Annotated in this window: 17 protein-coding genes; 12 read left to right on the top strand and 5 right to left on the bottom strand. The window is 47.4% G+C overall.

Going from position 1 to position 21,500, the window contains the following annotated elements; genetic code table 11:
- The first annotated feature begins 27 nt into the window (after positions 1-27).
- The 4 genes from QUA45_RS15015 to QUA45_RS15000 all read left to right on the top strand — a co-directional run bounded on the left by QUA45_RS15015 (position 28) and on the right by QUA45_RS15000 (position 5,842).
- Positions 28-2,025: a hypothetical protein gene (locus QUA45_RS15015; RefSeq protein WP_333221338.1), complete on the top strand. Its 1,998-nt coding sequence runs from the start codon at positions 28-30 to the stop codon at positions 2,023-2,025.
- 78 nt (positions 2,026-2,103) lie between these two features.
- Positions 2,104-2,220, top strand: a complete 117-nt coding sequence (locus QUA45_RS15010) for a photosystem II reaction center protein I (protein ID WP_039887172.1) — start codon at positions 2,104-2,106, stop codon at positions 2,218-2,220.
- Between the two features lie 293 nt (positions 2,221-2,513).
- Entirely contained in the window at positions 2,514-5,045 is a 2,532-nt protein-coding gene (locus QUA45_RS15005) for a DUF3769 domain-containing protein (RefSeq protein ID WP_333221337.1), read from the top strand.
- A gap of 125 nt (positions 5,046-5,170) precedes the next feature.
- Positions 5,171-5,842, top strand: a complete 672-nt coding sequence (locus QUA45_RS15000) for a hypothetical protein (protein ID WP_333221335.1) — start codon at positions 5,171-5,173, stop codon at positions 5,840-5,842.
- Positions 5,843-5,970: 128 nt separating this feature from the next.
- Here the strand turns inward: QUA45_RS15000 and QUA45_RS14995 are convergent, their stop codons facing one another.
- Positions 5,971-6,480, bottom strand: coding sequence for a phycobiliprotein lyase (locus QUA45_RS14995; RefSeq protein ID WP_333099853.1), 510 nt, complete (start codon positions 6,478-6,480; stop codon positions 5,971-5,973).
- 339 nt (positions 6,481-6,819) lie between these two features.
- Between QUA45_RS14995 and QUA45_RS14990 the strand changes: the two genes are divergently transcribed.
- Together QUA45_RS14990 and QUA45_RS14985 are read left to right on the top strand one after the other, a co-directional pair.
- Positions 6,820-6,984: a hypothetical protein gene (locus QUA45_RS14990; protein WP_333099852.1), complete on the top strand. Its 165-nt coding sequence runs from the start codon at positions 6,820-6,822 to the stop codon at positions 6,982-6,984.
- 202 nt (positions 6,985-7,186) lie between these two features.
- Positions 7,187-9,418, top strand: a complete 2,232-nt coding sequence (locus QUA45_RS14985) for a hypothetical protein (protein ID WP_333099851.1) — start codon at positions 7,187-7,189, stop codon at positions 9,416-9,418.
- A 396-nt stretch (positions 9,419-9,814) separates the two neighbouring features.
- Here QUA45_RS14985 and QUA45_RS14980 read toward each other — a convergent pair whose 3' ends face one another.
- Both QUA45_RS14980 and QUA45_RS14975 read right to left on the bottom strand, forming a co-directional pair.
- Positions 9,815-11,224, bottom strand: coding sequence for a heterodisulfide reductase-related iron-sulfur binding cluster (locus QUA45_RS14980; RefSeq protein ID WP_333221334.1), 1,410 nt, complete (start codon positions 11,222-11,224; stop codon positions 9,815-9,817).
- A 174-nt stretch (positions 11,225-11,398) separates the two neighbouring features.
- Positions 11,399-12,715, bottom strand: coding sequence for an FAD-binding oxidoreductase (locus tag QUA45_RS14975; RefSeq protein ID WP_333221333.1), 1,317 nt, complete (start codon positions 12,713-12,715; stop codon positions 11,399-11,401).
- A gap of 97 nt (positions 12,716-12,812) precedes the next feature.
- On the opposite strand from QUA45_RS14975, the gene QUA45_RS14970 reads away from it, so the two are divergent.
- The 4 genes from QUA45_RS14970 (at position 12,813) to QUA45_RS14955 (ending at position 16,451) form a co-directional block, all read left to right on the top strand.
- A complete protein-coding gene (locus QUA45_RS14970; RefSeq protein ID WP_333099848.1) occupies positions 12,813-14,276 on the top strand; it encodes an ATPase domain-containing protein in 1,464 nt (487 codons plus the stop codon).
- Positions 14,277-14,675: 399 nt separating this feature from the next.
- A complete protein-coding gene (locus QUA45_RS14965; protein WP_333099847.1) occupies positions 14,676-15,047 on the top strand; it encodes a response regulator in 372 nt (123 codons plus the stop codon).
- Complete coding sequence (locus QUA45_RS14960) at positions 15,044-16,201, top strand: HAMP domain-containing sensor histidine kinase (RefSeq protein ID WP_333221331.1); 1,158 nt, start codon at positions 15,044-15,046, stop codon at positions 16,199-16,201. The genes QUA45_RS14965 and QUA45_RS14960 overlap by 4 nt, the downstream gene beginning before the upstream one ends.
- A 124-nt stretch (positions 16,202-16,325) precedes the next feature.
- The gene (locus tag QUA45_RS14955; protein WP_333221329.1) at positions 16,326-16,451 is read left to right on the top strand and encodes a hypothetical protein; all 126 of its coding nucleotides are present in this window, start codon (positions 16,326-16,328) and stop codon (positions 16,449-16,451) included.
- A 177-nt stretch (positions 16,452-16,628) separates the two neighbouring features.
- Here the strand turns inward: QUA45_RS14955 and QUA45_RS14950 are convergent, their stop codons facing one another.
- A complete protein-coding gene (locus QUA45_RS14950; protein ID WP_333145578.1) occupies positions 16,629-18,161 on the bottom strand; it encodes an MFS transporter in 1,533 nt (510 codons plus the stop codon).
- A gap of 345 nt (positions 18,162-18,506) precedes the next feature.
- Positions 18,507-19,487: a DALR anticodon-binding domain-containing protein gene (locus tag QUA45_RS14945; protein ID WP_333099843.1), complete on the bottom strand. Its 981-nt coding sequence runs from the start codon at positions 19,485-19,487 to the stop codon at positions 18,507-18,509.
- 355 nt (positions 19,488-19,842) lie between these two features.
- On the opposite strand from QUA45_RS14945, the gene QUA45_RS14940 reads away from it, so the two are divergent.
- Positions 19,843-20,664 carry a Crp/Fnr family transcriptional regulator gene (locus QUA45_RS14940; protein ID WP_333099842.1) on the top strand — a complete coding sequence of 274 codons (822 nt, stop codon included), beginning with the start codon at positions 19,843-19,845 and terminating at the stop codon, positions 20,662-20,664.
- 125 nt (positions 20,665-20,789) lie between these two features.
- A complete protein-coding gene (locus QUA45_RS14935) occupies positions 20,790-21,458 on the top strand; it encodes an HAD-IB family phosphatase (protein ID WP_333099841.1) in 669 nt (222 codons plus the stop codon).
- The last annotated feature ends 42 nt before the right edge of the window (positions 21,459-21,500 follow it).

Here is a 21,500-nt window from a genome sequence, read left to right as displayed (position 1 = left end):
AAAAATCTGAATTCAAGAATAAAACTTATGTCCAACGGTTACTACGGCCCATACCAAAGCCGACTATTAAATTTTATATCGAAACAGTCCCGCCAACTCGCTGACAATTGCGATCGAACTTGGCGTCAAATTAAAGAAACAACTCTCACCGCCACCCAAATTCTGCTTTATCCAGCTTATTTGCTGGTGCAAAGTTCCCGACTGCTAGGCCGACAGTTGCGGGAATCAAGTCAAAAAGTAGATTTACCGGAATTGCAAGAATTTGGCGGGGACGAAAATGCCGATTTGCCACAAAATTGGTATCAGGGGGAAACTTCCGAGGAAAGTTCGCTCGCCGAAATTTTACACCTAGCCGAAAATTTACTAACATCCTCGCAAACTGCGAAAACTGTAGCCAGCTTCCCGCTGTTAATTAATCAGGGAAATACTGCTAGCGATTTACATCCGGCAATCAATTTTAGCGGACAAATCACAAAGCATCAAACAACTTCCGTCTTAGAACACCCGCTGGCTAAAACTGAATTAAAACCGCAACCGAAAGTTGAGGGAATTGCCAGTTTTATCCCAGCCCGCACTTTAGTATTGGTCGGAAAAGAAAATCAGATATTAGATATTTTGACACCCGAACAGCAGGAACTGCTCGAAGGTCGCATAACTTGGGAAGTAGCCAACTGCGGGCCCGAACGGCGGGAAATTACCCAAAAAGAATTAAAATTTAATCTCGGTTTGGAATCAGCGGCCAAAAAAGCGCAGTTGCCGCCGGTGCGTCGTTTTTGGGAATTGATGGCATGGCTTCAGACGAGTCCGGTTGCTCTGAAAAGAAATCAGTTTGGAGAATCAATCCTCGCAGTTAAAAAATCGATCGACCGCAATGCCATCCTAGTCCAAAAAGCCCGCGCCCAGATCGAAGCAAAAACCGCACAGCAGTCAATTGCGGCATCGAATTCGATCGACCACAATACCCCAAAACTAGAAACTAATTTTAACAGCAAGTTCGATCGACCCCCTACTCCTCTCTCCTTTTTTACATTACTCGATCGCGCCGCCGTCAACATTGAGGAATTAACCCTGCCGCCATCGGCAAAAACAACCGCCGCACCCACAGAAGCCCCCGGAGTCAAACTTAATACATCCGGCACAGACGCCAATGTAGAATTGTCAGCCCGCGACATCCTCGAAAAATACGCTCGCAACATAGAACAAATGATTTGGTCGTCAGTAGACCACCTTTTGGGCAAAGAAACGGCAGCAAGTGATAATACGGAGAAATCAGTCGCAATTCAGTATTATTTGAAACAGCGACAAGAACTAGAAAACACACAAAATAGCCCAGAGGTCGATCGGCCTTGGCTCAACTGGCAAGACTTATTCGGGGAAGCAGCACCTCCGCATTTAATAGACGGCAGTTCCGAACCAGAGGCAGTCGTTCAAAGCGTAGTATCACAAACCCGCCCAAAAGTCAAGCATGAAATTGCCGAATTAGGAGAATTGCCCGAAGGTCGATCGACCGCAGTCTCCATATCCCCTTACCCCGAAGCACTTCACCGCCTGCTGGGGCAGCTAAAACAGAGCTTGCTCGTCGCAAAAAGCCCAACAAGTCAACCCCAAACAGCATCTGATTTATCTGATTTAGCAGTTACTCAAAAAAATAGCTCTGCACTAGCAGCAGAATCAACCCCAGGGCGCGCGCCGGAAACCCAAGTGCCAAAAAACACAAACCCGAACACCGCACAAAACCACCAATCCCCAGCAGCAATCACCGCGCAAACTAGCAGATACACCCCCGCAACTCCCGCAAACCGCGCTGCTGCTGAACCCAAAAATCCCAGCGCAGGCGTCCCACCGGACGGCGAATACTTAGAAACAAAAGCTGAATCGATGGGATACATTAAGCACCCCCTAGAACAAGTGCTCGAATGGCTCGATCGAGTTATGCTGCGGCTAGAAAACATCGCCGAGCAACTCTGGAATTGGGCAAAAATCAACTTGCCAAAAATCCTCAAAAGCAAAGATAAAATTGACTAATCTTTAGCTTATGATAAAAAAGTTGCTGCAACAGCAGCAAATCAGCTCAGTATTATGCCATCTTTGGAGACTCCCACAGTGCTAACCCTCAAAATCGTAGTTAATGTAGTTGTTTTATTTTTTGTTTCCCTGTTCATATTTGGATTTTTGTCCAATGACCCGGCCCGGAACCCCAACCGCAGAGACATGGAATAAACAAGTTATTCCGGCCGCTTGCTGGGGGCGCGTCACCGCAGCCCCTGCAACAGCCGACAATCCCGCAAAAATTAGTCGAACAAAACTTGACCTCGCACCAGCAGCGAGGTTATCTTGTGGCGGAAGCAAGTTCTCAAAGCAGCCATATTCCGGCGCGCCAAAACCACTGCAAATTTTAGATGTCAGATTAATCTCTAAACAGTTGCCTTTTAGATGCAAAAATTTTCAATAATTTGCACCCTATAAAATCTAAAATCTAAAATCTAAAATCGGATGACTTACCTGTTGTAACTATGCCCTATCCGGTACCGCCGCCAGAACCCCCTGGCATCATCTACATCGCAAAGCCAAAAAAAGTCGCCCTCACTGTCGCGGCCGGCGATGGAGACACCCGCAGCAACCCCGCAGAAATACCGGAACCAAGCCCAGATATCGTTCAGCCACAACCCACACCAGCCCCAGCAGAAGCCGCAGCCACACTCCTCGGCACTACTCCGGCCACCGACCAGCCTCCAGCAATCGCCGACCCCCTAGCAGCAGTGGAAAGCGGCGAGGCAGTGGTGGGATTTCAGCGTCGGGATCCTGTGGTAGAACCCCAAACTGCGGAAACTCCAAAAGATTCCTCGTTTACGGCTTACCAATTGGGTTCGGTAGAAAATGCTATTGCCATTCGCAATCGAAAACGAACCGCAGAGGCGCAGAAACAACAGGAGAGGAATGTTGTCGGAAAGCAGGAAAGTTGGTATCAGGCCCAAGGCCGGCAGTTAGAAAATAACTCTCCCGAACCTGCGGAGATTCCCGTTCCAGAACCCGCCCCGGAACCAGCACCCAGCGGGCAACAGCAGTTTGACATTCCCACACCAGGAACTGCCCCCGCACCCAGAACACCCGCTGCGCCGACACCGAAACCTAAACCAGCCGCCCGGCCGGGAGTCCGCACCCCCCCTTCTGGGCGGACTGTACCTTTTCCGGTAACTCCGGCCGATACTATTGAAGTTAAGGCTGACAGCCAAGAATTCGACGACAAGCAGCAAATTGTCACGGCGGTTGGTAATGTCGTTGTGCGGTTCCGGCAAACTGTGATTGATGCCGATCGAGCGATCGTCAACTTAGTCACCCGCCAAGTGGTAGCATCCGGCAATGTCGCCTATACCCGCGGCCAACAAGTAGTGCGCGGCCAGCAGATGGAGTTCAATCTCGGCCTCAACAGCGGCGCAGTCGAACAAGCAAGGGGCGAAATATTCCTGCCCGCAGCAGGTACCGAATTGACTCCCACACTGCCCACAGATATCAGTGCCGGGACGATTCTGGAACAGCCGCTGAGCGATCGAATTACCAGCCAGCAGCCCCTGCGCGGAGTAAAATCCCCCGGCGCTGCTACAGTGACTATCGGCGGCGGCGGACAGCTAGCAGCCCCCCAAGTTACTGGTGCGGTCAACCGCGTCCGCTTTGAAGCAGAACGCATCGAACTGCTGCCAGACGGCGCGAGGGTAGCAACCAACATTCGGCTTACTAACGACCCGTTTTCCCCGCCGGAATTTGAATACAGGGCCCGGAGGGCGACGATTAGAAGGATTTCGCCCACCGCAGAGGAATTGGTCACAACTAAACCCCGCTTGGTGTTCGACAACCGGGTGAAAATACCCGTGTATCCCCGCAGGCAAGTGTTTGACAGCCGGCAGCAAAACGGCCCGTGTTTGACTTTTGGCTACGACGGGGGCGACAGAGGCGGTTTGTATGCCGAGTGCGGTTTTGAGGTGTTGCAAAACGGGCCGGTGCGGCTAACCCTGACACCCCAAATTTACCTGCAGCGGGTTGTGGCAGAGAACGGCGGTAATCCGTTTTCTCCCGACAGCTACGGGCTGAAAGCGAGGTTACGCGCTAGTCTCGGCCCGCGCACCAGCCTGGACGGATCGGCAATATTTCTGAGTTTGGAAGATTTCCCGAATTTGCCGGAAAACAGCTTTCGGGGCAATTTGCGCCTCCGACAGTTGATCGGCACTCACTCTCTGGCAGCAGAATACAGTTATCGCGATCGGCTGTTTAACGGTTCTCTGGGCTATCAAACCGTGCAGAGCAGCCTCGGGGCAGTCCTGACTTCCCCAGTCATCCAACTCGGAAGCACTGGCATCAATCTCAGCTACCAAGCAGGGTATCAATTTATCAATGCTGACACCGATCGAGCAGACTTGCTCGAACCAGTGCGCGAAAATAACCGCATCGATCTCGGCCGCGCCCAAGTCAGCTTCGCCTTGAGTCGCGGCTTCAACTTGTGGGAGGGCGAACCGCTGCCCCGCACTCCCACCCAGGGTTTGAGGTATACGCGGACGCCGGTGGTTCCTTTCTTGCAACTGGCCTTGGGACTCCGGGGAGTTGGCACTTATTACAGCAGTGGCGACAGACAAAATTCGCTCGCTGGCAGTGTCGGCATTCAAGGGCAGTTCGGTCATTTCTCCCGCCCTTTCCTCGATTACACTGGGTTTAACGTGACTTATACCCAGGTGGGGCGCGACGGTATATCGCCGTTTTTATTCGATCGCTTAGTAGATTTGAGAGTCCTGTCTTTTGGGCTTGTCCAGCAAGTTTACGGAGGGTTTCGAGTTGGATTTCAAAGTGCTATTAATTTAGAAAGCGGGGAAACTATCAGTACGAATTACACTTTAGAATACAGTCGCCGCAGCTACGCAATCATTTTGCGTTTTAATCCTGAGCGTCAAGTCGGCAGCCTGACTTTTAGAGTTAGCGACTTCAACTGGAATGGGACTCCCGAACCTTTTTCCGGGGACGCGCGAACTGTAGAAGGAGGCGTGCGTTTATCCGATTAATTCAATTGGCTAATTGGGCGTTGGTAATAGGTAATGGGGAATTGGTAATTGGGTAATTGGAACCAAAAGACAACAGTCAACAGATAACAGTCAACAGATAACAGTCAACAGTCAACAGACAACAAATGACAGAAGTGACGGCAATATCTGCACAAGCAGCGGCTCTGCTGGTTCACTACGGTTTTGACCTAGGTGGCAAAAAAGCCGAGAAATTGGCGGGTGAATGGCTGACCAAGTATCCCGGCTATTGGTTGCGTTTAGCAGTGGTTGAAGCCCTTTATCAAGGCCGCTACAAGGCTGTGTCTGTGGGACAGCTATTGAGTATGTGGCATCGGATAGGTCAACCTCTCTATCATTTCAATCGCGAGTTTGAACGCTTGGTATGCAATAATTTTCCTCAAAATTTAACCGGGGAAAGTGCTGCTCAACTGTCACCGGAAGATATACTTTTATCCAACCCGGAATCGGAAGTAACTGTCGCAGAGTTAGATTTGCGTGGGCCGTCAGAGGCGCAACTTGATGTGGGGCTTCATGCAGAAGTCCCAAACACAGAGGCAGAGGAAACAGGAAAATTACCTGCCGCCGACGATCGCACAAAAGAAAATACAGAATTTGTAGTATATGAAGATGTGGCTGTTACCGCCCTCGCGGATCGAGCCGAAGCCGAGCACAAATTAGCGGACAAACCTGTGGCAAAATCATTCCCTGTTGTCAAACACACTGATTTTCATACCAAGTTAAAAGCGATTGCCAGAGAAGGCAGAAGAAAGAAGGGAGAAAGCAGAAATAGGGTGTAATATCCTTTTCGATTGTCGATAAAAGAATTAGGAATGACTGATTAAGCTCGTGATTTGGAGCTGCCTACAGTTGCATTTTTTTGTGGAAGTGGTGTAATGTTTGGGAATTACATAGTTGTTTGTGAGAGTTAATTTTTCGGACTTCCTCCCATCCGAATCTCCGAACAAAAAGATGCTTGTTCGGTACCGTTAGCTTGCTTAACAATGCTAGTCCGCAGCCGCAGGTTGGGCATGAGATACCACAGCCTTTCTTCGGCATGGAGGGTGTCTGATTCTGTAATCAATGTCAGCACGTCGTCGCCCATCACGTAGCGGCCGTTACCCTTGTCTTGCAACACTTTGCCTTCGCTGGGATTGTCGGGATTTGGTACGATCGCTAGTATTGTAGAACCGATTTGTTTAGCTTTGTCGCGATCGGGAATACCGTCCCAACTAATCCGAACACCCTTTAGCCCAGTTGAAGCCGGGTTAATCGAGTGTTGTTGGCAAAGTTTGACGACTGCTGCATCGCTAGCTGTCAGTATTTCTATTTTGAGGTCGGATTTACCCGCCTGCAATTCGCCAGAATGGAGATTGTGTACGGTACGCTGGGAAAACCATTTGCCTGCACTTAACTCGAAAAACTCGATAACATCCATGAAATTTGTCTCTAAAGTCAATACTGCTTTATTTGCGATCGTGACTTGCGCGCTCTGGAGTCAGAAATCCGGTTTCTTCCTGCGTACCTAGCGGTCAAACCAATGATTTTGTTTAGAAACCCGGTTTAAGAGTGCAAGTCCTTTTCTATATTTTAGAGGAAGGGGGCGCACCTGCAAAGCTTTCTGAGAGCTGTGGGCGAAACAGATTGCAGATACTGTTGAGGTACAAAACCCAACCAGGGGGACATCTGCCTTGCTGATGCGGCCGACTTGACAGAAAATTAGAGCATCCGCCATCATATTTCGTTATAAAAAGTCTTTTTCGCACATTAAATAGGATTGCGATACCTGAAATTTTTTAGCTTTGACAGTGTCGATCGATCGACCATCGTCGCCCAAATACCAGGTATGTTAAGAAAAACAACGATATATGCGAACTTTTATCGATCGATCGGTAAATTGGGCGTTGCTGAGTCGAATGATATTGGCGGCGATTTATTGTAATCGCACTGCTTGAAAATTCTCAAAGCAGACTTCGACTAAAAAACCAGCAATTCATCGAACCATCACCAAACCGAGGACAGCAAGCCCGTAGCACATAGCATTCAAATATGTCATGCTAAGTCAAGAGAAAAGATTCTCGATCGGCTTTTCGGTAGGGTGCAGCTAGCGATCGCATACATTTTAAAAACACATCCGTAAATTTATGACCGAGTTTAAACAAGGGCTGGATAAAATGCAGCCCGCAGAACAGAGGCACTACCTGGGAATCCTGCCAAGTCAGCTAGCAGCGACTTCAGACTCCGAAAAATTATACAGCTTACTAACAGATTACAATTTTATTAAAGCCAAGCTGTCAGCATCGGGAGTACAGGCGCTAATAGAAGATTACGATTTAGCAACAACTCCCGATATTATTATCTCAGACCAAAAAGCCGACCAACTCAAATTAATCCAAGAAGCAATTCGGCTGTCTGCCCACATTCTAGCCACAGATAAAAGCCAACTAGCCACCCAACTAATAGCCCGCTTGATGTGCTTTGAAAGTCCAGAAATTCAAGCACTGCTAGCACAGGCACAACACCAAACATCCCCCTGGCTGCGACCGCTAACGCCCAGCTTTACTCCTCCTGGCGGGCGATTGCTGCGTACCCTCACCGGACATACAGACTGGGTACAAGCTGTAGCAATTACCCCCGACGGCAAGCGGGCAATTTCTGCGTCCTCCGACCACAATCTCAAAATTTGGCACTTAGAAACAGGAGAAGAACTTTCCACCCTCAAAGGTCATCTTACCTACGTCAATGCTGTAGCTGTCACCCCCGACGGCACTAAAGTAATTTCCGGTTCTTGGGACAATACCATTAAAATTTGGGATTTAGAAACTGGGAGAGAAATATTTACCTTTGCAGGCGATACTTTTGCCGTAGAAGCAGTAGCAGTAACTCCCGACGGCAAGCGAGTAATTTCAGGTTCTTGGGATGGCAGTATTAAAGTTTGGGATTTGACAACTAGGGAAGTAATTTTTAACTTCAAAGGTCATAGCAGTTTTGTCCAGTCAGTAGCAGTAACTCCTGATAGCAAACGGTTGATTTCCGGGTCCGGAGACAACAGCATGAAAGTCTGGAACCTAGAAACTGGAAAAGAACTTTTTACTCTCACGGGTCATGAAGACTGGGTAAAAAGTGTAGCAGTTACTCCCGACGGCGAACAAATAATTTCCGGCAGTTACGACGGAACTGTTCAAGTCTGGAGTTTGTCAGAAAGAAAGCAACTTTTCACTTTAGGAAAACACAGCAGTTTCGTTCAAGCTGTGGCAGTCAGTCCCGACGGTAAACGGGTAATTTCGGCTTCCGGCGACAAAACGCTCAAAGTTTGGAATCTGGAAACAAAAGAAGAACTTTTCACTTTTACCAATCACATCGCCCCAGTGAATGCTGTGGCTGTTACCCCCGACGGCAAGCGGATAGTTTCTGGTTCCTCTGACAAAACTCTCAAAGTTTGGCACTTAGAAAGAGGCAAAGAAAATGTATCCTTTGCACGTCACGATGACTGGGTAAATGCTGTAGCAGTGACGGCGGACGGTACGAAAGCGATTTCCGGTTCAGGAGACAACAGCATTAAAGGATGGAATCTCAAAAACGGACAGGAAATTTTTACTATTTCGGGACATCAAGATTGGGTAAAAGCGATCGCAATAACACCGGATAGCAAGCGAGTAGTTTCGGGTTCCGGCGACAAAACTGTGAAAGTTTGGGATCTAGAAACCAGAAAAGAAATCTTTACTTTCACTGGTCATACAGACTGGGTAAATTCTGTGGCAGTGACGGCAGACGGAACGATGGCGATTTCCGGTTCGGCAGACAAAACTATTAAAGTTTGGAATCTAGAAACAGGAGAGAAACTTTTTACTTTTTCAGGTCATGAAGACGGGATAAAAGCGGTGGCAGTTACTCCCGACAGCAATCGGGTAATTTCGGCTTCCGGCGACCAAACTCTGAAAGTTTGGAGTTTGGGGAAAGAAAAGAATATTTTGACAAATTTATGGAATTTAGCCGTCAAAAATCTACTTTTCACTCTCAAAGGTCATGAGAGTTTTGTGAATGCTGTCGCAGTTACAGCGGACGGCAAATGGGCAATTTCTGGCGGGCGGGAACACAATTTGAAAGTTTGGGATTTGTCAAGTAGAAAAGAAGTTTTTACTTTGACAGGTCATGCTGATGCGGTAACATCTGTGGCGACTATGGGAACAAAGGCAATTTCTGTTTCCGACGATAATACTCTCAAAGTTTGGGATTTGTTAACTCGAGAAGTAATTGCTAGTTTCAGGGGAGATAGTGCTTTGAAAGCTTGCGCTATTGCACCTGATGGGGTGACAATTGTGGCGGCGGAAGCTTCGGGACAGGTGCATTTTTTAAGGTTAGAAGAGGGGAAATAGTCATTAGTGATCAGTCATTAGTCATTAGTCATTAGTTATTAGTCATTAGTTATTATGCCGATCGCACTTTTGCTAAAATTTAAAAGTGCGATCGGTCTTTCCCCCATCTAGTTTACAATTGTTCCGGGTCAATTCCCATCGCTCGCAGTCTTTCTGCCAGTACAGCAGCCCGCTGTTGGGCTTGTTCTGCCCGCTGTTCGGCTTGTTCCAACCTGCGAGAAACCTCCTCCTAACTTGCAAACAGTTCGCCGTCAGGGCGAGAAATTTGGAACTCTTCACCCGACGCTCCTCTGTGGAACCGGCGCCCCGCCTGTGAATTCATGCAATTCATTAAAAAAAATCTCATTCACAAAAGAGCGCATCGAAAATAGGGCGGACACCACCCGCCCTACAAAACTACTTCCTCAGCAACTTCACGCCCCGAATCGAATAATCCAAAAGCTCAATGGGGTGCATCAAAGTAACTTCCTTTCCCTGCAACTCCAAATGCTTCTTAATCTGCAAAGAACAACCCGGATTAGAAGAAGCAATCAACTCCGCGCCAGTATTCAGCAAATTCTCCACCTTTTGGACTCCTAATTCATCAGCAATCTCCGGCTGAAGCATATTGTAAACCCCGGCACTCCCGCAGCACAAAGCCCCATCCACAGGTTCTTTTAACTTGACACCAGGAATTTGTTGCAGCAACTGACGCGGCTGCAAACTAATCTTTTGCCCGTGCAACAAATGACAAGCATCCTGATAAACAATTGTCAAATCTCCCTCAATCAAAGGATTGAGTTTGGCCGTAATTCCCGCACTTGCCAAAAACTCTTGCACGTCCTTAACATTAGCAGCAAATTTCTCAGCTTTCTCCCGATATTGCGGGTCATCTGCTAAAATGTGACCGTATTCTTTCAAAGTATGACCGCACCCAGCAGCGTTGATAATCACAAAATCAACGCCAGTATTTTCAAAGCTATCAATCATTTGTCTTGCCAAAGCTTTCGCCTGTTCCGCTTGCCCTTGGTGTTCCGGCAAAGCAGCACAGCATCCCTGACTTTTCGGAATCACAACCTCGCAACCGTTAGCCGTCAAAACTCTCACCGTAGCTTCATTAACCGGCGAAAATAACAGCCGCTGCACGCAGCCTAAAATCACGCCGACTCGATAGCGTTTCTCCCCTTGTGCCGGAATTACTTCTGGTAAATTATCCCGGAAAGAATCGACAGTAACTTTCGGCAAAATTGATTCCATCGCCGCCAAGCGGGGAAAGACTTTTTTCAGTAAACCTGTTTTGCGAACAAGTTTTGGCAGTCCTAATTTTTGATAAATAAACAGGGGTACAAGCAAAGGCCGCAATCTGTGAGGATAAGGGAAGAGATTAAAAATCAGAGTGCGAATTACATTGTCGGAAAAAGTGCGTTCCTGATTTCTAGTAACTTGGTGGCGAGTGGCGGAAATTAATTTGTCATATTGAACTCCCGACGGACAAGCTGTAACGCAGGCTAAACAGCCCAAACAAGTATCGAAATGCTGTGAGGTGGCTGCGTTTAAAGGTGCGTCGCCTTCGTTAATTGCGTCCATTAAATAAATGCGACCTCTGGGGGAATCCATTTCTTTGCCGAGTACGCGATAACTCGGACAAGTGGACAAGCAAAAGCCGCAGTGTACGCAAGTATCGATTAATTTTGGATCTGGCGGATTGTTGGCGTCGAAACCGGGGATTTCCAGGGTTTGTAAGTGGGGATTTTGTGCTAAAAAATTACTTTCTTTGGCTGGTTTAAAATCGTCGCTGGGAACTGGAGATTTTTCGGAAGTTTGCATATATATATTACCTAATTGTTTTTCTTCGTAGCAAGGACTTTAGTCAGCTTAATGGAATTTATCCTGAACCTTTATATGTAGGTTTGCAGCGCGAAATTTGCCGCTATAAGTAGCGTGTAAAACCACTTTTTACAGAAGTCCTGAACGAATCAAGTCCTGACTACAAACTTTAAACTAAATACCGCTTATAAAACGATGGGGACTCAAAAGATTTTCCGGGTCAAACTGCTGTTTAATCCGGGCCATTAAATCGATCGCACTTCCAGTATAGCCCCAAACATCTAACTGTTGCTTGATGTCGGTCGGCGCTGCTAAAACAGTCAGAAAACCGCCTTTAGCTTCGCACCCTCTGCGTACCTGCAACAGCGTTTGGGCCGTCGCAGTCTCAAACCGCAAAACCCCCAAACCGCTGCCTGCATGAATCCAAGCGTCCTGTACGGGCAATTCGTTAATTGCCGTTACAGCTTCCGACGGTCGGATTCCTATTTTGCAAATAATTGCCGACTTTGTGGCAGAATCCCGCATTGTTTCTGGCAATCTTTGCCATAACTGATGCTCATCATTTTCGCAGCAGCTACTGCCTTGCAAACCCAACTTTTCGGCAACTTCCAGTAAGCGGGCTGATTGTTGTTTAACACTTTCTGCGATACTTTGAAATCTGACGATTAATCCCGTGCCCTTTCCTAAGCCTAATTTTGCAACTAATTCAGGTGAGAGCAAATCAACGGCACTTGGTGTCAAAGCAGAGGATAATAAGATTTGAGCCGTTTGGGACAAAGCATTTATTTCCCCTGTCAGCACTACGGTTCCCGATGATTCAGGCAGCGGATAAACTCGGAAAGTTACTTGAGAAATGACGCCCAAGGTGCCGTAAGCACCAGTAAGCAGTTTCATCAAGTCGTAGCCGGCGACATTTTTAACAACTCGACCCCCGGCTACCGCAATTTTACCGTCCGATCGCACAAAGGTAATTCCCAACAGCAAATCGCGCACCCCCCGATAGCGATGGCGCAAGGAACCCGCATCAGCAGTAGCGACAATGCCGCCCAAAGTTGCCTCTTGCGGATATGCTGGATCGATCGGCAAAAATTGACCTGCTGCGGCTAAAATTTCCTGCAAATCCGCAAACTTCATTCCCGCTTCTGCAGTTACGGTTAAATCGCCCACAGCGTGTTCTACAAGCCGGTTCAGCCGCGCGGTGCTCACGGCAATTTTGACTCCCTTGACTAAACCGCCCCAATCAAGTTTGCTGCCGCTGCCACAAGGCAAGACTGCACAGCGATGTTGCTGCGCCCAAGCAATAACAGCCGCCAGTTCTTCCTGAGTATTCGGGTAAACGGTACAATCTATTTTCGTGTCCGGGGCAACTGCTTTTTCTACCCGTTCTTGCCAAAATGGCTCTGTATCTTGCCAGCGACAGATGCCAGCAGCCCCGACAATACTTTCTAATTCTTGTATGCTTACGTAATTTTCGGTAGAAAAAGATTTCATGAAGGTTATCAGACGCCCGGTAAAAAAAATTATCAAAACACTGCCTAAAACCATTAAATATTAATACGGGCCCGATATTCAAAACATGAAAAAACAAATGTCTCAAAACCGAATTTCTCTGGGAATTACCGGTCTCAACGAAGTGATTGGCGGCGGCCTAATTTCTCAACGCTCTTATCTGGTGCGCGGCGGCCCGGGTACTGGCAAGACTACACTGGGCTTTCACTTTTTGGCAGCAGGTGTGGCTCTGGGAGAAACCCCCCTGTTTATTACTTTAGGAGAACCGGAAGCGCAATTGCGGGCCAATGCCGCAAGTCTCGGTTTTGATATGGAAGCGATGGCGTTCCTGGATTTGAGTCCATCGTCAGAATTCTTTACAGAAGTTCAGACTTATGACATTTTCTCCCCCTCCGAGGTTGAGCGAGAACCGACTACACAAAAGATTATCGAGCGAGTCCAAGCTGTCAAGCCACAACGGGTGTTTTTGGACGCAATCACTCAATTTCGCTACTTAGCGGCAGATGAGTTTCAGTTTCGCAAGCAAGTTTTGTCTTTTCTGCGGTTTTTGGTGGAAGGGGGGGCGACGGTGGTGTTCACCTCCGAAGGCACATCAAGTTCTCCCGACGACGATTTGCAATTCATCAGCGACGGAGTAATTTATTTAGAACTATTGACAGAAGGACGCGCCCTCTCTGTCACCAAGCTGCGAGGCTCCAACTTCCGCAGCGGCCGCCATTCGCTGCGCCTGACTCAGGCTGGTATGGAGGTATATCCGCGACTGCTGCCGGACAACTATCAACAGGATTTTGTGGCTGAAGCAATTTCTTCTGGGGTTCCACAAATTGACGAACTACTGCACGGGGGGCTGGAACGGGGGACTGTGACGGTGATTAGCGGGCCTAGCGGCGTTGGTAAAACGACGGTGGGCATTCAGTTTATGAAGGAAGCTGCAGGAAGGGGGGAGCGATCGGTAGTTTACATTTTTGAGGAGTCAACTTCTACTCTGCTGCAGCGCTGCGAATCAGTTAACATCCCGGTTGGGGCGATGATGGGGCAAGGAAGTCTTTCGGTGATACCCGTGGAACCTTTGCTGTACTCGCCAGATCAGTTTGCCTGTATGGTTCGCCAGGAGGTGGAGCAGGAAAAGACGCGGATTGTGATGCTTGACAGTATTTCTGGCTATCAGCTTTCGATGCAGGGGCAAGATTTGGTGAACAATTTGCACGCTTTGTGTAAGTATCTGAAGAATATGGGAGTCACCGTTATCTTGATTAATGAGGTAGAAGCCATTAGCGGAGATTTTCGGCTGACCGAGATCGGGATTAGCTATTTGGCGGATAATCTTCTGTTTATACGCTATATGGAACGCCAACTGCACAACAGGACAGAAATCCGCAAGGCGATCGGAGTAATTAAAAAACGAGTCAGCAATTTCGAGAGAACTCTGCGAGAACTTGAGATTACTCGCTACGGCATCAAAGTCAGCAAACCGATACGGGGGCTGCGCGGCATTTTGAGTTCGGCGCCGGTGTGGGTTGAGGGGGGAGCGGATGAAGATTGAATCGGGGTTTGTCCTGCTGTTTTGGGGCAAGTGCAGCTAATTTTGGAGTCGTGAATCTACTAATGAGTAGGGGGCGCACCGCGCACCTCACAACTAGCCTAAGTCCTGGAAAACTTAAATATATTGGTGAATTTGTGTATTTTTCGACTTTTATCGTAGTTTAGTTTTCAATTCTATGAAATACAGTAGGGGCACAGGACACGCGGCCGTTTCCTGTACCCCAGCATCTGTACTTCACTCAACTGAAAACCTATGTAATAGCTCGCCGAAAAGTAAGCTAATACCAGATAAAAAAAATCTAAGTTTAGGTGACCTCCCAACCCATATATAATCGCTCACTCCCCATTCTCAAATCTCAAATCTAAAATGGTATAACCCGTATTCACAGGAAGCTGATAAATGACTGGCACTTCAATAATTTTAGCCGTAGACCGCAATCAGCGAAACTTGGAACTATTAGCACAATTTCTTAATAAAGAAGGATACCAGATGATCGCGGCTTATAACTTTGAAGATGTTGCACAAGCTATCAGTCAGCCTGCTAGGATCGGGATGGCTTTAGTAGATATTTCTGGTTTCGACCGCCGGATTTGGGAGTGCTGCGAACAACTGCGAAATCACCAAATCCCTTTTCTGATACTCTCGCCCAAACAAAGCGCTGCCATTCAGCACGAAAGCCTCTGTCACGGGGCTCGGAATATCTTGGTAAAACCTTTGATCGTTAGAGATTTGCTGGGAATTGTTCACAGCTTGCTAGGAGAAAGTGCGTGAGTCAAATTTTATTGCTTGTCGAACAGAAAGAAAATCGCCGCTTGTTATTAGAATGGCTAGCAGTTTACTATGAGGTATTGCTGCCCAACTCAACAGATAGTGAGGATTTTTTACCATTTAATCAATCTTTTGACCTGGGGATAATAGACGGTCTTGCCCTGAAACGCCATTGGCAATGGGTGGCCGCCCAAAAACAGGCAGAACACCCGGTATCCTTGCCTTTTCTTTTGATTACATCCCGCTCGGATGTAGGGATGGCAACGCAATTTATTTGGCAAAGTATTGACGATTTGATTATCGCTCCGATTGAGAAGATAGAATTGCAAGCGCGGGTGGAGATTTTGCTGCGATCGCGCCAGTTGTCTTTAACTCTCAAATTGTCTCACGATCAACTCGATCGCACTTTGCAAACAGCCCAAGAACTCAACGAGATGAAAACATCTTTGCTGTACATGATTGCCCATGACGTTCGCAATCCTTTGAATTTCATCATCGGCACTACACAACTTCTTACCAAGTACAAGTTGACATTAACAGATGAGAAAACACAAGAACTGCTAGACAAAACTCAAGCAGCAGCCAAAGGCATCGATCAGTTATTAGACGATGTTCTGCTGCTGGGCCGTGTTGAGTCAGGACAAGCCGGGTTTTGCTTGGTACCGCTAGACTTAGCAAAGTTTTGTAATGAGTTGGTAGGGGAATTTCAGAGCAGCCTGAAGTTGAAACCTGAAAATGACCGGGTGACGCTGATTTTTGTAAATCACAATCCATCAGCGATGGCGTGTTTGGAGGTAAGCTTGCTCCGGCGCATTCTGGGGAATTTGCTGTCCAATGCTATTAAGTATTCTCCCCCTAATACCGAAGTAATCTTTGAATTAAAACTTACTGAAACCGAGGCGATTTTTTCGGTACTGGATGCAGGAATTGGCATACCTGTCGCCGACCAAGGACGGCTGTTTGAGTCATTTTACCGGGCTAAAAATGTCGGTCGAATTCCCGGTACTGGACTCGGGCTGAGCATTGTTAAAAAATGCGTGGACTTGCACGGTGGCGAAATTACTTTGATCAGTGAAGAAGGCATCGGCAGTACATTTACCGTAACGCTGCCGATCGCAAAACCTGGAAAAAAGCAAATCTCGCCTGCAACGCCTTAAACTAGATGCAGGTATTATCTTAGGATATTCATCGATGAATTTGACGCCTGGGTGAGGCTACACGTGGTAGTGTGACCATGAGATTTATCCTCAAAAAACTGAATAAAACTCTCGCAATTTTACAATGCCAGAAATGGAAGAACCCTTAACAGCCGCTAGTCAAGTGATTAAATTGAGCACCGTCGTTCTAGGAGCTATTGACGAGGGTGAGAACTGGCGATCGAGCTGCGACGAACGATCGCCATCGTAAAAAATGTTGAAGGCACCCAAAAATAATTAGATGCCATACAAAACTTATCCCCAATTGCCAGACTTTATATTTCTGAAAAAAAGCGACCTAACAGCCGTCACATCTTAGATGATATGAGGATCTTAACACTTTAAAAATGGTTAATCAACTCTTTTCTGAATTATTGTCGGACTACAATCAATCAAGAGTTGAAGAGCGATCGCCTGAGCTTTCAGGCCCAGAGTCAAACTGTTCAACTATTAATGGTTGAAACCTGATGTTTCCAGGTTCAATTGGCACTTTTCTCCACCAAGGTGGCAACAAGAGCAGCCAAAACTTACCCAAAGACACAGAACGCTGCTCGCCAACAAAAACCAAGGGCAGGAGAGCCGCCACTCGTAAGACGGCTGAGAGGGCAAACACCCCTGGCAAGCCACCGAGATTAGTCAAAGTGGCGATAAAGCCACCAAGGGTGATTCCCATTGCCCCAGTGACACCAGGAACCGCCGCCGCGATCGCAAAGTATATCGACTGATTGCGTAGCGGTGCCACCGACATCATCAGATTACCACTGCACAGGTCGATCGCCGCCCACGTGGCACCGCCGATGATGTGCAACAGCGGGAACCACACCCATATAAAAATTGGAGCCGTTCCAGCTTCTAGCCAGAGCAGAGGGGTCAGAGCCACCAAGATTCCCACTATTATCATGATCGGGCGGTTCCCAACCCGGTCAGCCAGTTTGCCCCAAAAAACCAGCAGCAGTAAGTTAGCACCCGCTCCTAAGCTGTTGTAGAGCGTTACCACACTGACATCTATACTTAGGTTATCCAGCAGATAGAGGTTAAAGAAGGGAGCGCTGACGTTAACGGCAAAGCTCCATAGAGCAGAGTAAAGCAAAAACTTTAAAAAATTGGGTTCCTTGAGAAAGCTAAAAATTGTCCCTATGGATGATTTTTCGCCTCTATCTGAATGCGTGACGTGTACAAGCTTTGGGTTCACATCGGTCATAAAGAACTGACAACCTAGACTGATGATGCCAAGCACAATTCCTAAAACCAAGACGGCACTGTAACCTTGGAGCCTTCCACCGGGCCAGTTCGATACCACTAGAGCCAGCAACGGCACACCAATGAGATTCGTCAAGCTGACAGCACTATTGCGAAAGCCAAAATACCGCCCGCGCAACCGCTGAGGTACTAAAACCGCCAACCAGCTCAAGAAGGAAGCACGACCTAAAGATTCTAAGACTTGAGTTACCCAGATGATTGCCAATGTCAACTGCACTAGCTGATGTCCAGCGAGCTGAAATGAGCCTCCCAACCAAATAGCTGGCACGATAATCAGCCACAGCAGTCGCGACAGTCCGAAAATCCAGATGGAATACCAGTGGCGGCTCTGCAGTCGGTCTCCTATATAAGCTCCGAACGGTTGGAGCAGATTTACCAGTTGAGGAATGGAGGCGAGCATACCAATTTCGACTGGGCCAGCCCCTAAATCCAGCAAGAAATTACTGAGCAACGCGCCGCCGATGATGCTGTAAAAAAGCGTAGCGAAGACACTCTCCAAAGTTAGCGATCTGAGGCTTAACCGAGTTTCCGGTTTGGAAAATTTTAGAGGCGGATTGGTCAGAAGTACCGTCTCTGGTAAGGCTATATCCTCTTGGATTTCCTGAAGAGGGAGAGGATTCGTTCCCACTAAGGTGTAATCTTCTTCTTGTGTTTCGAGCATACTGGATAGCCAATAGATGAGCTGCTACGCAGCTTAATTGTATAATATAAGGTTAAGTATTTTAAGGAGCACAGCCATAGATGCAAGCTAAAAATCATTTCTATCAAAAGCCAAAAGAAAGATTACTTAAATAAATTAGAAAAAATAAGAATGCCCAAATTACCAAAATATTATTAATTATTATATAAATAGCTAAGTTTTTATATTTTTTTCTGCGACCGTAGGTTACTGGATTATTCAGGATGAACCATATAAAATAGATAGCTTTTCAGATGGAAGAAGTCAAGGTTACTTTCGGAAACCAACCTTTATTATGAATAAAGGTTGCTAAAAATGAGAACAAAATCAAAGTTCTAAAGGAGCAAGAGCGTTCAATAACTCTTCTAAAATAAATCGCAGCAAAGATTGAGTTGCTAATATTAAGCCCAAGCGGGATTGGGCGAGTTGGCGCTGTTCTATTTTAACTTTACCCCAAATTCGGCACTGGCTGTAAAAAATCTGAAATGCTTCGCTCAAACTATCGGCTAATTTGAAATAATTGACAGGTTTTTCGCGGTTTTTTACATCAAAAGTAGGATATAAATTGTCTAGCACTGTTAACAGTTGCGATATTAAACGGCGTTCTGCTGGATGCACTAACCGCAGTCGATCGCCCTCGTCAATCCAAGGGATAGGATTTGGACTCGCTAGGGACCAAATTTGCGGCGCTGTAGCCACATCGGGCTGGGCGATCGCAATTATCCGATCGCGGTGGGCCATTCGCAGCAGGGAACAGCAGCGCGCGTGGCTGTACTGAATGGGAAACAGTCGATCGGCACACACAACAGAATCTAATATTTTAGATCCTGAAACTGGAAGGTTCGTTTGAGCTAAACGCTGCAACCAGACGGCTAAACCTGCATCAGTCAACTCCATCTCGATCATTCCCCCCGGCGCTACTTTAACGGCGAAATCTGGGTAGCACAGCGGTTCGAGTGTTTCGACCAACTCGGCGGCGATTGTCTGCGGTGTCTGCTGCCAAGTTTTAGCCAATTTCAGGGCGATCGCAGAGACGTACAGCACCCGCGCGCTATCTTTACTTCGATTTAACGGAATTATTGCACCCTTCTCAATAAGCTTGTTATGGGCGGGCTGGATGCCCACCCCACAATCCAATTCACTCTTCGCTTCACAGGCATCTTGCCTGTTCTTAAAAAGGCTGCCACCTATGGGATTTAACGGAATTTGGACCAGTGTTCCCTGCTGGGCGATCGCGCTTTGGAACATTGAAAGCAAGAAACACTTCACTGTAACTTCCGGGCACTGTGAGATCTTTGCTGTATCCATATCGGCTCATCCTACCGTAAAAGCAACTATCAACTGTGACCGCTTGCATTTTTCTTGTACGTTAAAATGCGGATGTCAGGGATAGTCGATCGCCTCCCTCGGACGGGGCTAAATCGAATTAATGGGCTTTGTAGCGATTTTGGGGCTAAATATACAATTATTTCAGACAAATTTTTTGCTGATCTCTACCATTTTGATGTATTTTTTGCTACATTTAATTTTTCGGTAAAACACAGAAAAGTCAGCACAGGTAAGAAGCGTACAAGCTCGATCGGGGGTTGGTTATCTCACTTTGTATCGCACTGCTGGCAGAAACTGTTTGTCTCACTATTAAATATATCCCAGAGCCTCACTTATGCAATCAACTTCCACACCTCTAGAGACTATCGATCGACCTTTTATCACTTGGCAGCGAATTATCGACTGGGCCCAGGAACACTACCGCTGCCGGACTTTTAGCAAAGACGAGCGGATTCCCGCAAGACCCGGACTGCTGTATTTAGTTCAGAAAGGTTCTGTGCGGCTCGTAGGCAGCGCTCAAGTTAGCGCTGCAGGGGCGAAGTCAAAATCCGCTGACAAAACTACAGAAGAAGCTTTTTTGGGCTTCGTCGGCGCTGGCCAGCCCTTTGAACTGGTTGCTCAGTCTCCTTTTACTCTCCAAGCTTACGCTCATGCCGATCAAACTCACGTAGTGTGGATGTACTGGCACGACTTGGATAATTGGCCTCACTTTCGTAGGGAAATTTTGGATGCGTTTCGCTACCAACACCAGCGGAAACTTCTCTGGCTGAGCACTTTGGGACAGCGCCGGACGATCGACCGACTGTTGGGATTTCTCACTTTGTTGATCGAGGAGTTCGGCGAACCTTACGTAGGTGACGGCGAACCGGATGTGGTTCGGGGCTACCGCCTGCCTTGGGCCTTGACTCACGCTCAAATTGGTAGCGCCATCGGCTCAACGCGGGTGACGGTGACGCGGCTGATGGGTAAGTTGCGATCGAAAGGTTTGATTAATACTGAGGATGATAATTTAATCTGTTTGCCGGCTAAGTCTAACCCCCAAAAGACAACAAACCAACAGCAGGACTTAGAAGATTCTCTGGAAGATTCTCTGGAAGATTCCCTGGAAGATTCCCTGGAAGATTCTCTGGAAGATTCTCTCGAAGAATCTGCATAAAATCCTGGGGGGAATTTGCCAACAAACAGCTCGTCACTATTAGTTTTGGGCAGTCGCGCTCGATCGCTCGACAGTGTACGATGAATTGTGTAAACTTTTCCCGTTCTCGAAAGGTGCGACTGACAATGACCGATGACAAGCAAAAATCTTCAATCTCGAACAATCAGCAACGGGTGGTATTCTGCGACTTTGACGGTACGATAACCGTTGAAGAAACTTTTGTGGCAATGCTCAAGCATTTCGCACCGGAATTGTCGTCTCAACTAATGCCTGAAATATACGCTAGAAGGCTGAGTTTGCGATCGGGAGTGCGGCAGTTACTAGAGTCTATTCCCTCTGAATGTTACGGGGAAATTGTGGAATTTTCTAGGGGAAGGCTGATGCGGCCGGGATTGTTGGAATTGCTGGATTTTTTGGACGAGAAAAAGGTAGATTTTGCGATCGTGTCCGGCGGTCTTCGGATTATGGTAGAGACGGTAATGGGCGATTTGGTCAACCGGGCGAGCGTTATTTACGCTGTGGATGTGGACGCTAGTGGCCCTCGGTTGCAAGTCAATTCTGAGTTGGAAGGAGATGAGGAATTGGTGTCTAAGGTGCGGGTGATGGCGCAGCACCCGGCCGAAGAACAGGTGGCGATTGGAGATTCGCTGACGGATTTTAATATGGCTTTGCAGGCTTCGTCGGTGTTTGCGCGCGATCGGCTTGCCGAGTATCTAGACGAACAGCAAAAGCCTTATACTAAATGGGATAATTTTTTTGATGTCTTGGAAAATTTGTCCCAAAAATGGAATTGAAACTATATTAGGAATTTCGACAAAAAAATCGCACTAGACGGT

Origin of the sequence: Microcoleus sp. Pol12A5, from assembly GCF_036701435.1 — a bacterium.
Taxonomy (GTDB): Bacteria; Cyanobacteriota; Cyanobacteriia; order Cyanobacteriales; family Microcoleaceae; genus Microcoleus.
The sequence above is the reverse complement of the archived record's forward strand: the minus strand, read 5'-3'. Positions and strand labels throughout refer to the sequence as shown.

Bases quoted from the DNA above. Each gene is read 5' to 3' on its own strand.
- QUA45_RS15015 (WP_333221338.1), top strand. From the start codon at position 28: ATGTCCAACGGTTACTACGGCCCATACCAAAGCCGACTATTAAATTTT.
- QUA45_RS15005 (WP_333221337.1), top strand. From the start codon at position 2,514: ATGCCCTATCCGGTACCGCCGCCAGAACCCCCTGGCATCATCTACATC.
- QUA45_RS15000 (WP_333221335.1), top strand. From the start codon at position 5,171: ATGACAGAAGTGACGGCAATATCTGCACAAGCAGCGGCTCTGCTGGTT.
- QUA45_RS14995 (WP_333099853.1), bottom strand. From the start codon at position 6,480: ATGGATGTTATCGAGTTTTTCGAGTTAAGTGCAGGCAAATGGTTTTCC.
- QUA45_RS14985 (WP_333099851.1), top strand. From the start codon at position 7,187: ATGACCGAGTTTAAACAAGGGCTGGATAAAATGCAGCCCGCAGAACAG.
- QUA45_RS14980 (WP_333221334.1), bottom strand. From the start codon at position 11,224: ATGCAAACTTCCGAAAAATCTCCAGTTCCCAGCGACGATTTTAAACCA.
- QUA45_RS14975 (WP_333221333.1), bottom strand. From the start codon at position 12,715: ATGAAATCTTTTTCTACCGAAAATTACGTAAGCATACAAGAATTAGAA.
- QUA45_RS14970 (WP_333099848.1), top strand. From the start codon at position 12,813: ATGTCTCAAAACCGAATTTCTCTGGGAATTACCGGTCTCAACGAAGTG.
- QUA45_RS14965 (WP_333099847.1), top strand. From the start codon at position 14,676: ATGACTGGCACTTCAATAATTTTAGCCGTAGACCGCAATCAGCGAAAC.
- QUA45_RS14955 (WP_333221329.1), top strand. From the start codon at position 16,326: ATGCCAGAAATGGAAGAACCCTTAACAGCCGCTAGTCAAGTGATTAAA.
- QUA45_RS14950 (WP_333145578.1), bottom strand. From the start codon at position 18,161: ATGCTCGAAACACAAGAAGAAGATTACACCTTAGTGGGAACGAATCCT.
- QUA45_RS14945 (WP_333099843.1), bottom strand. From the start codon at position 19,487: ATGGATACAGCAAAGATCTCACAGTGCCCGGAAGTTACAGTGAAGTGT.
- QUA45_RS14940 (WP_333099842.1), top strand. From the start codon at position 19,843: ATGCAATCAACTTCCACACCTCTAGAGACTATCGATCGACCTTTTATC.
- QUA45_RS14935 (WP_333099841.1), top strand. From the start codon at position 20,790: ATGACCGATGACAAGCAAAAATCTTCAATCTCGAACAATCAGCAACGG.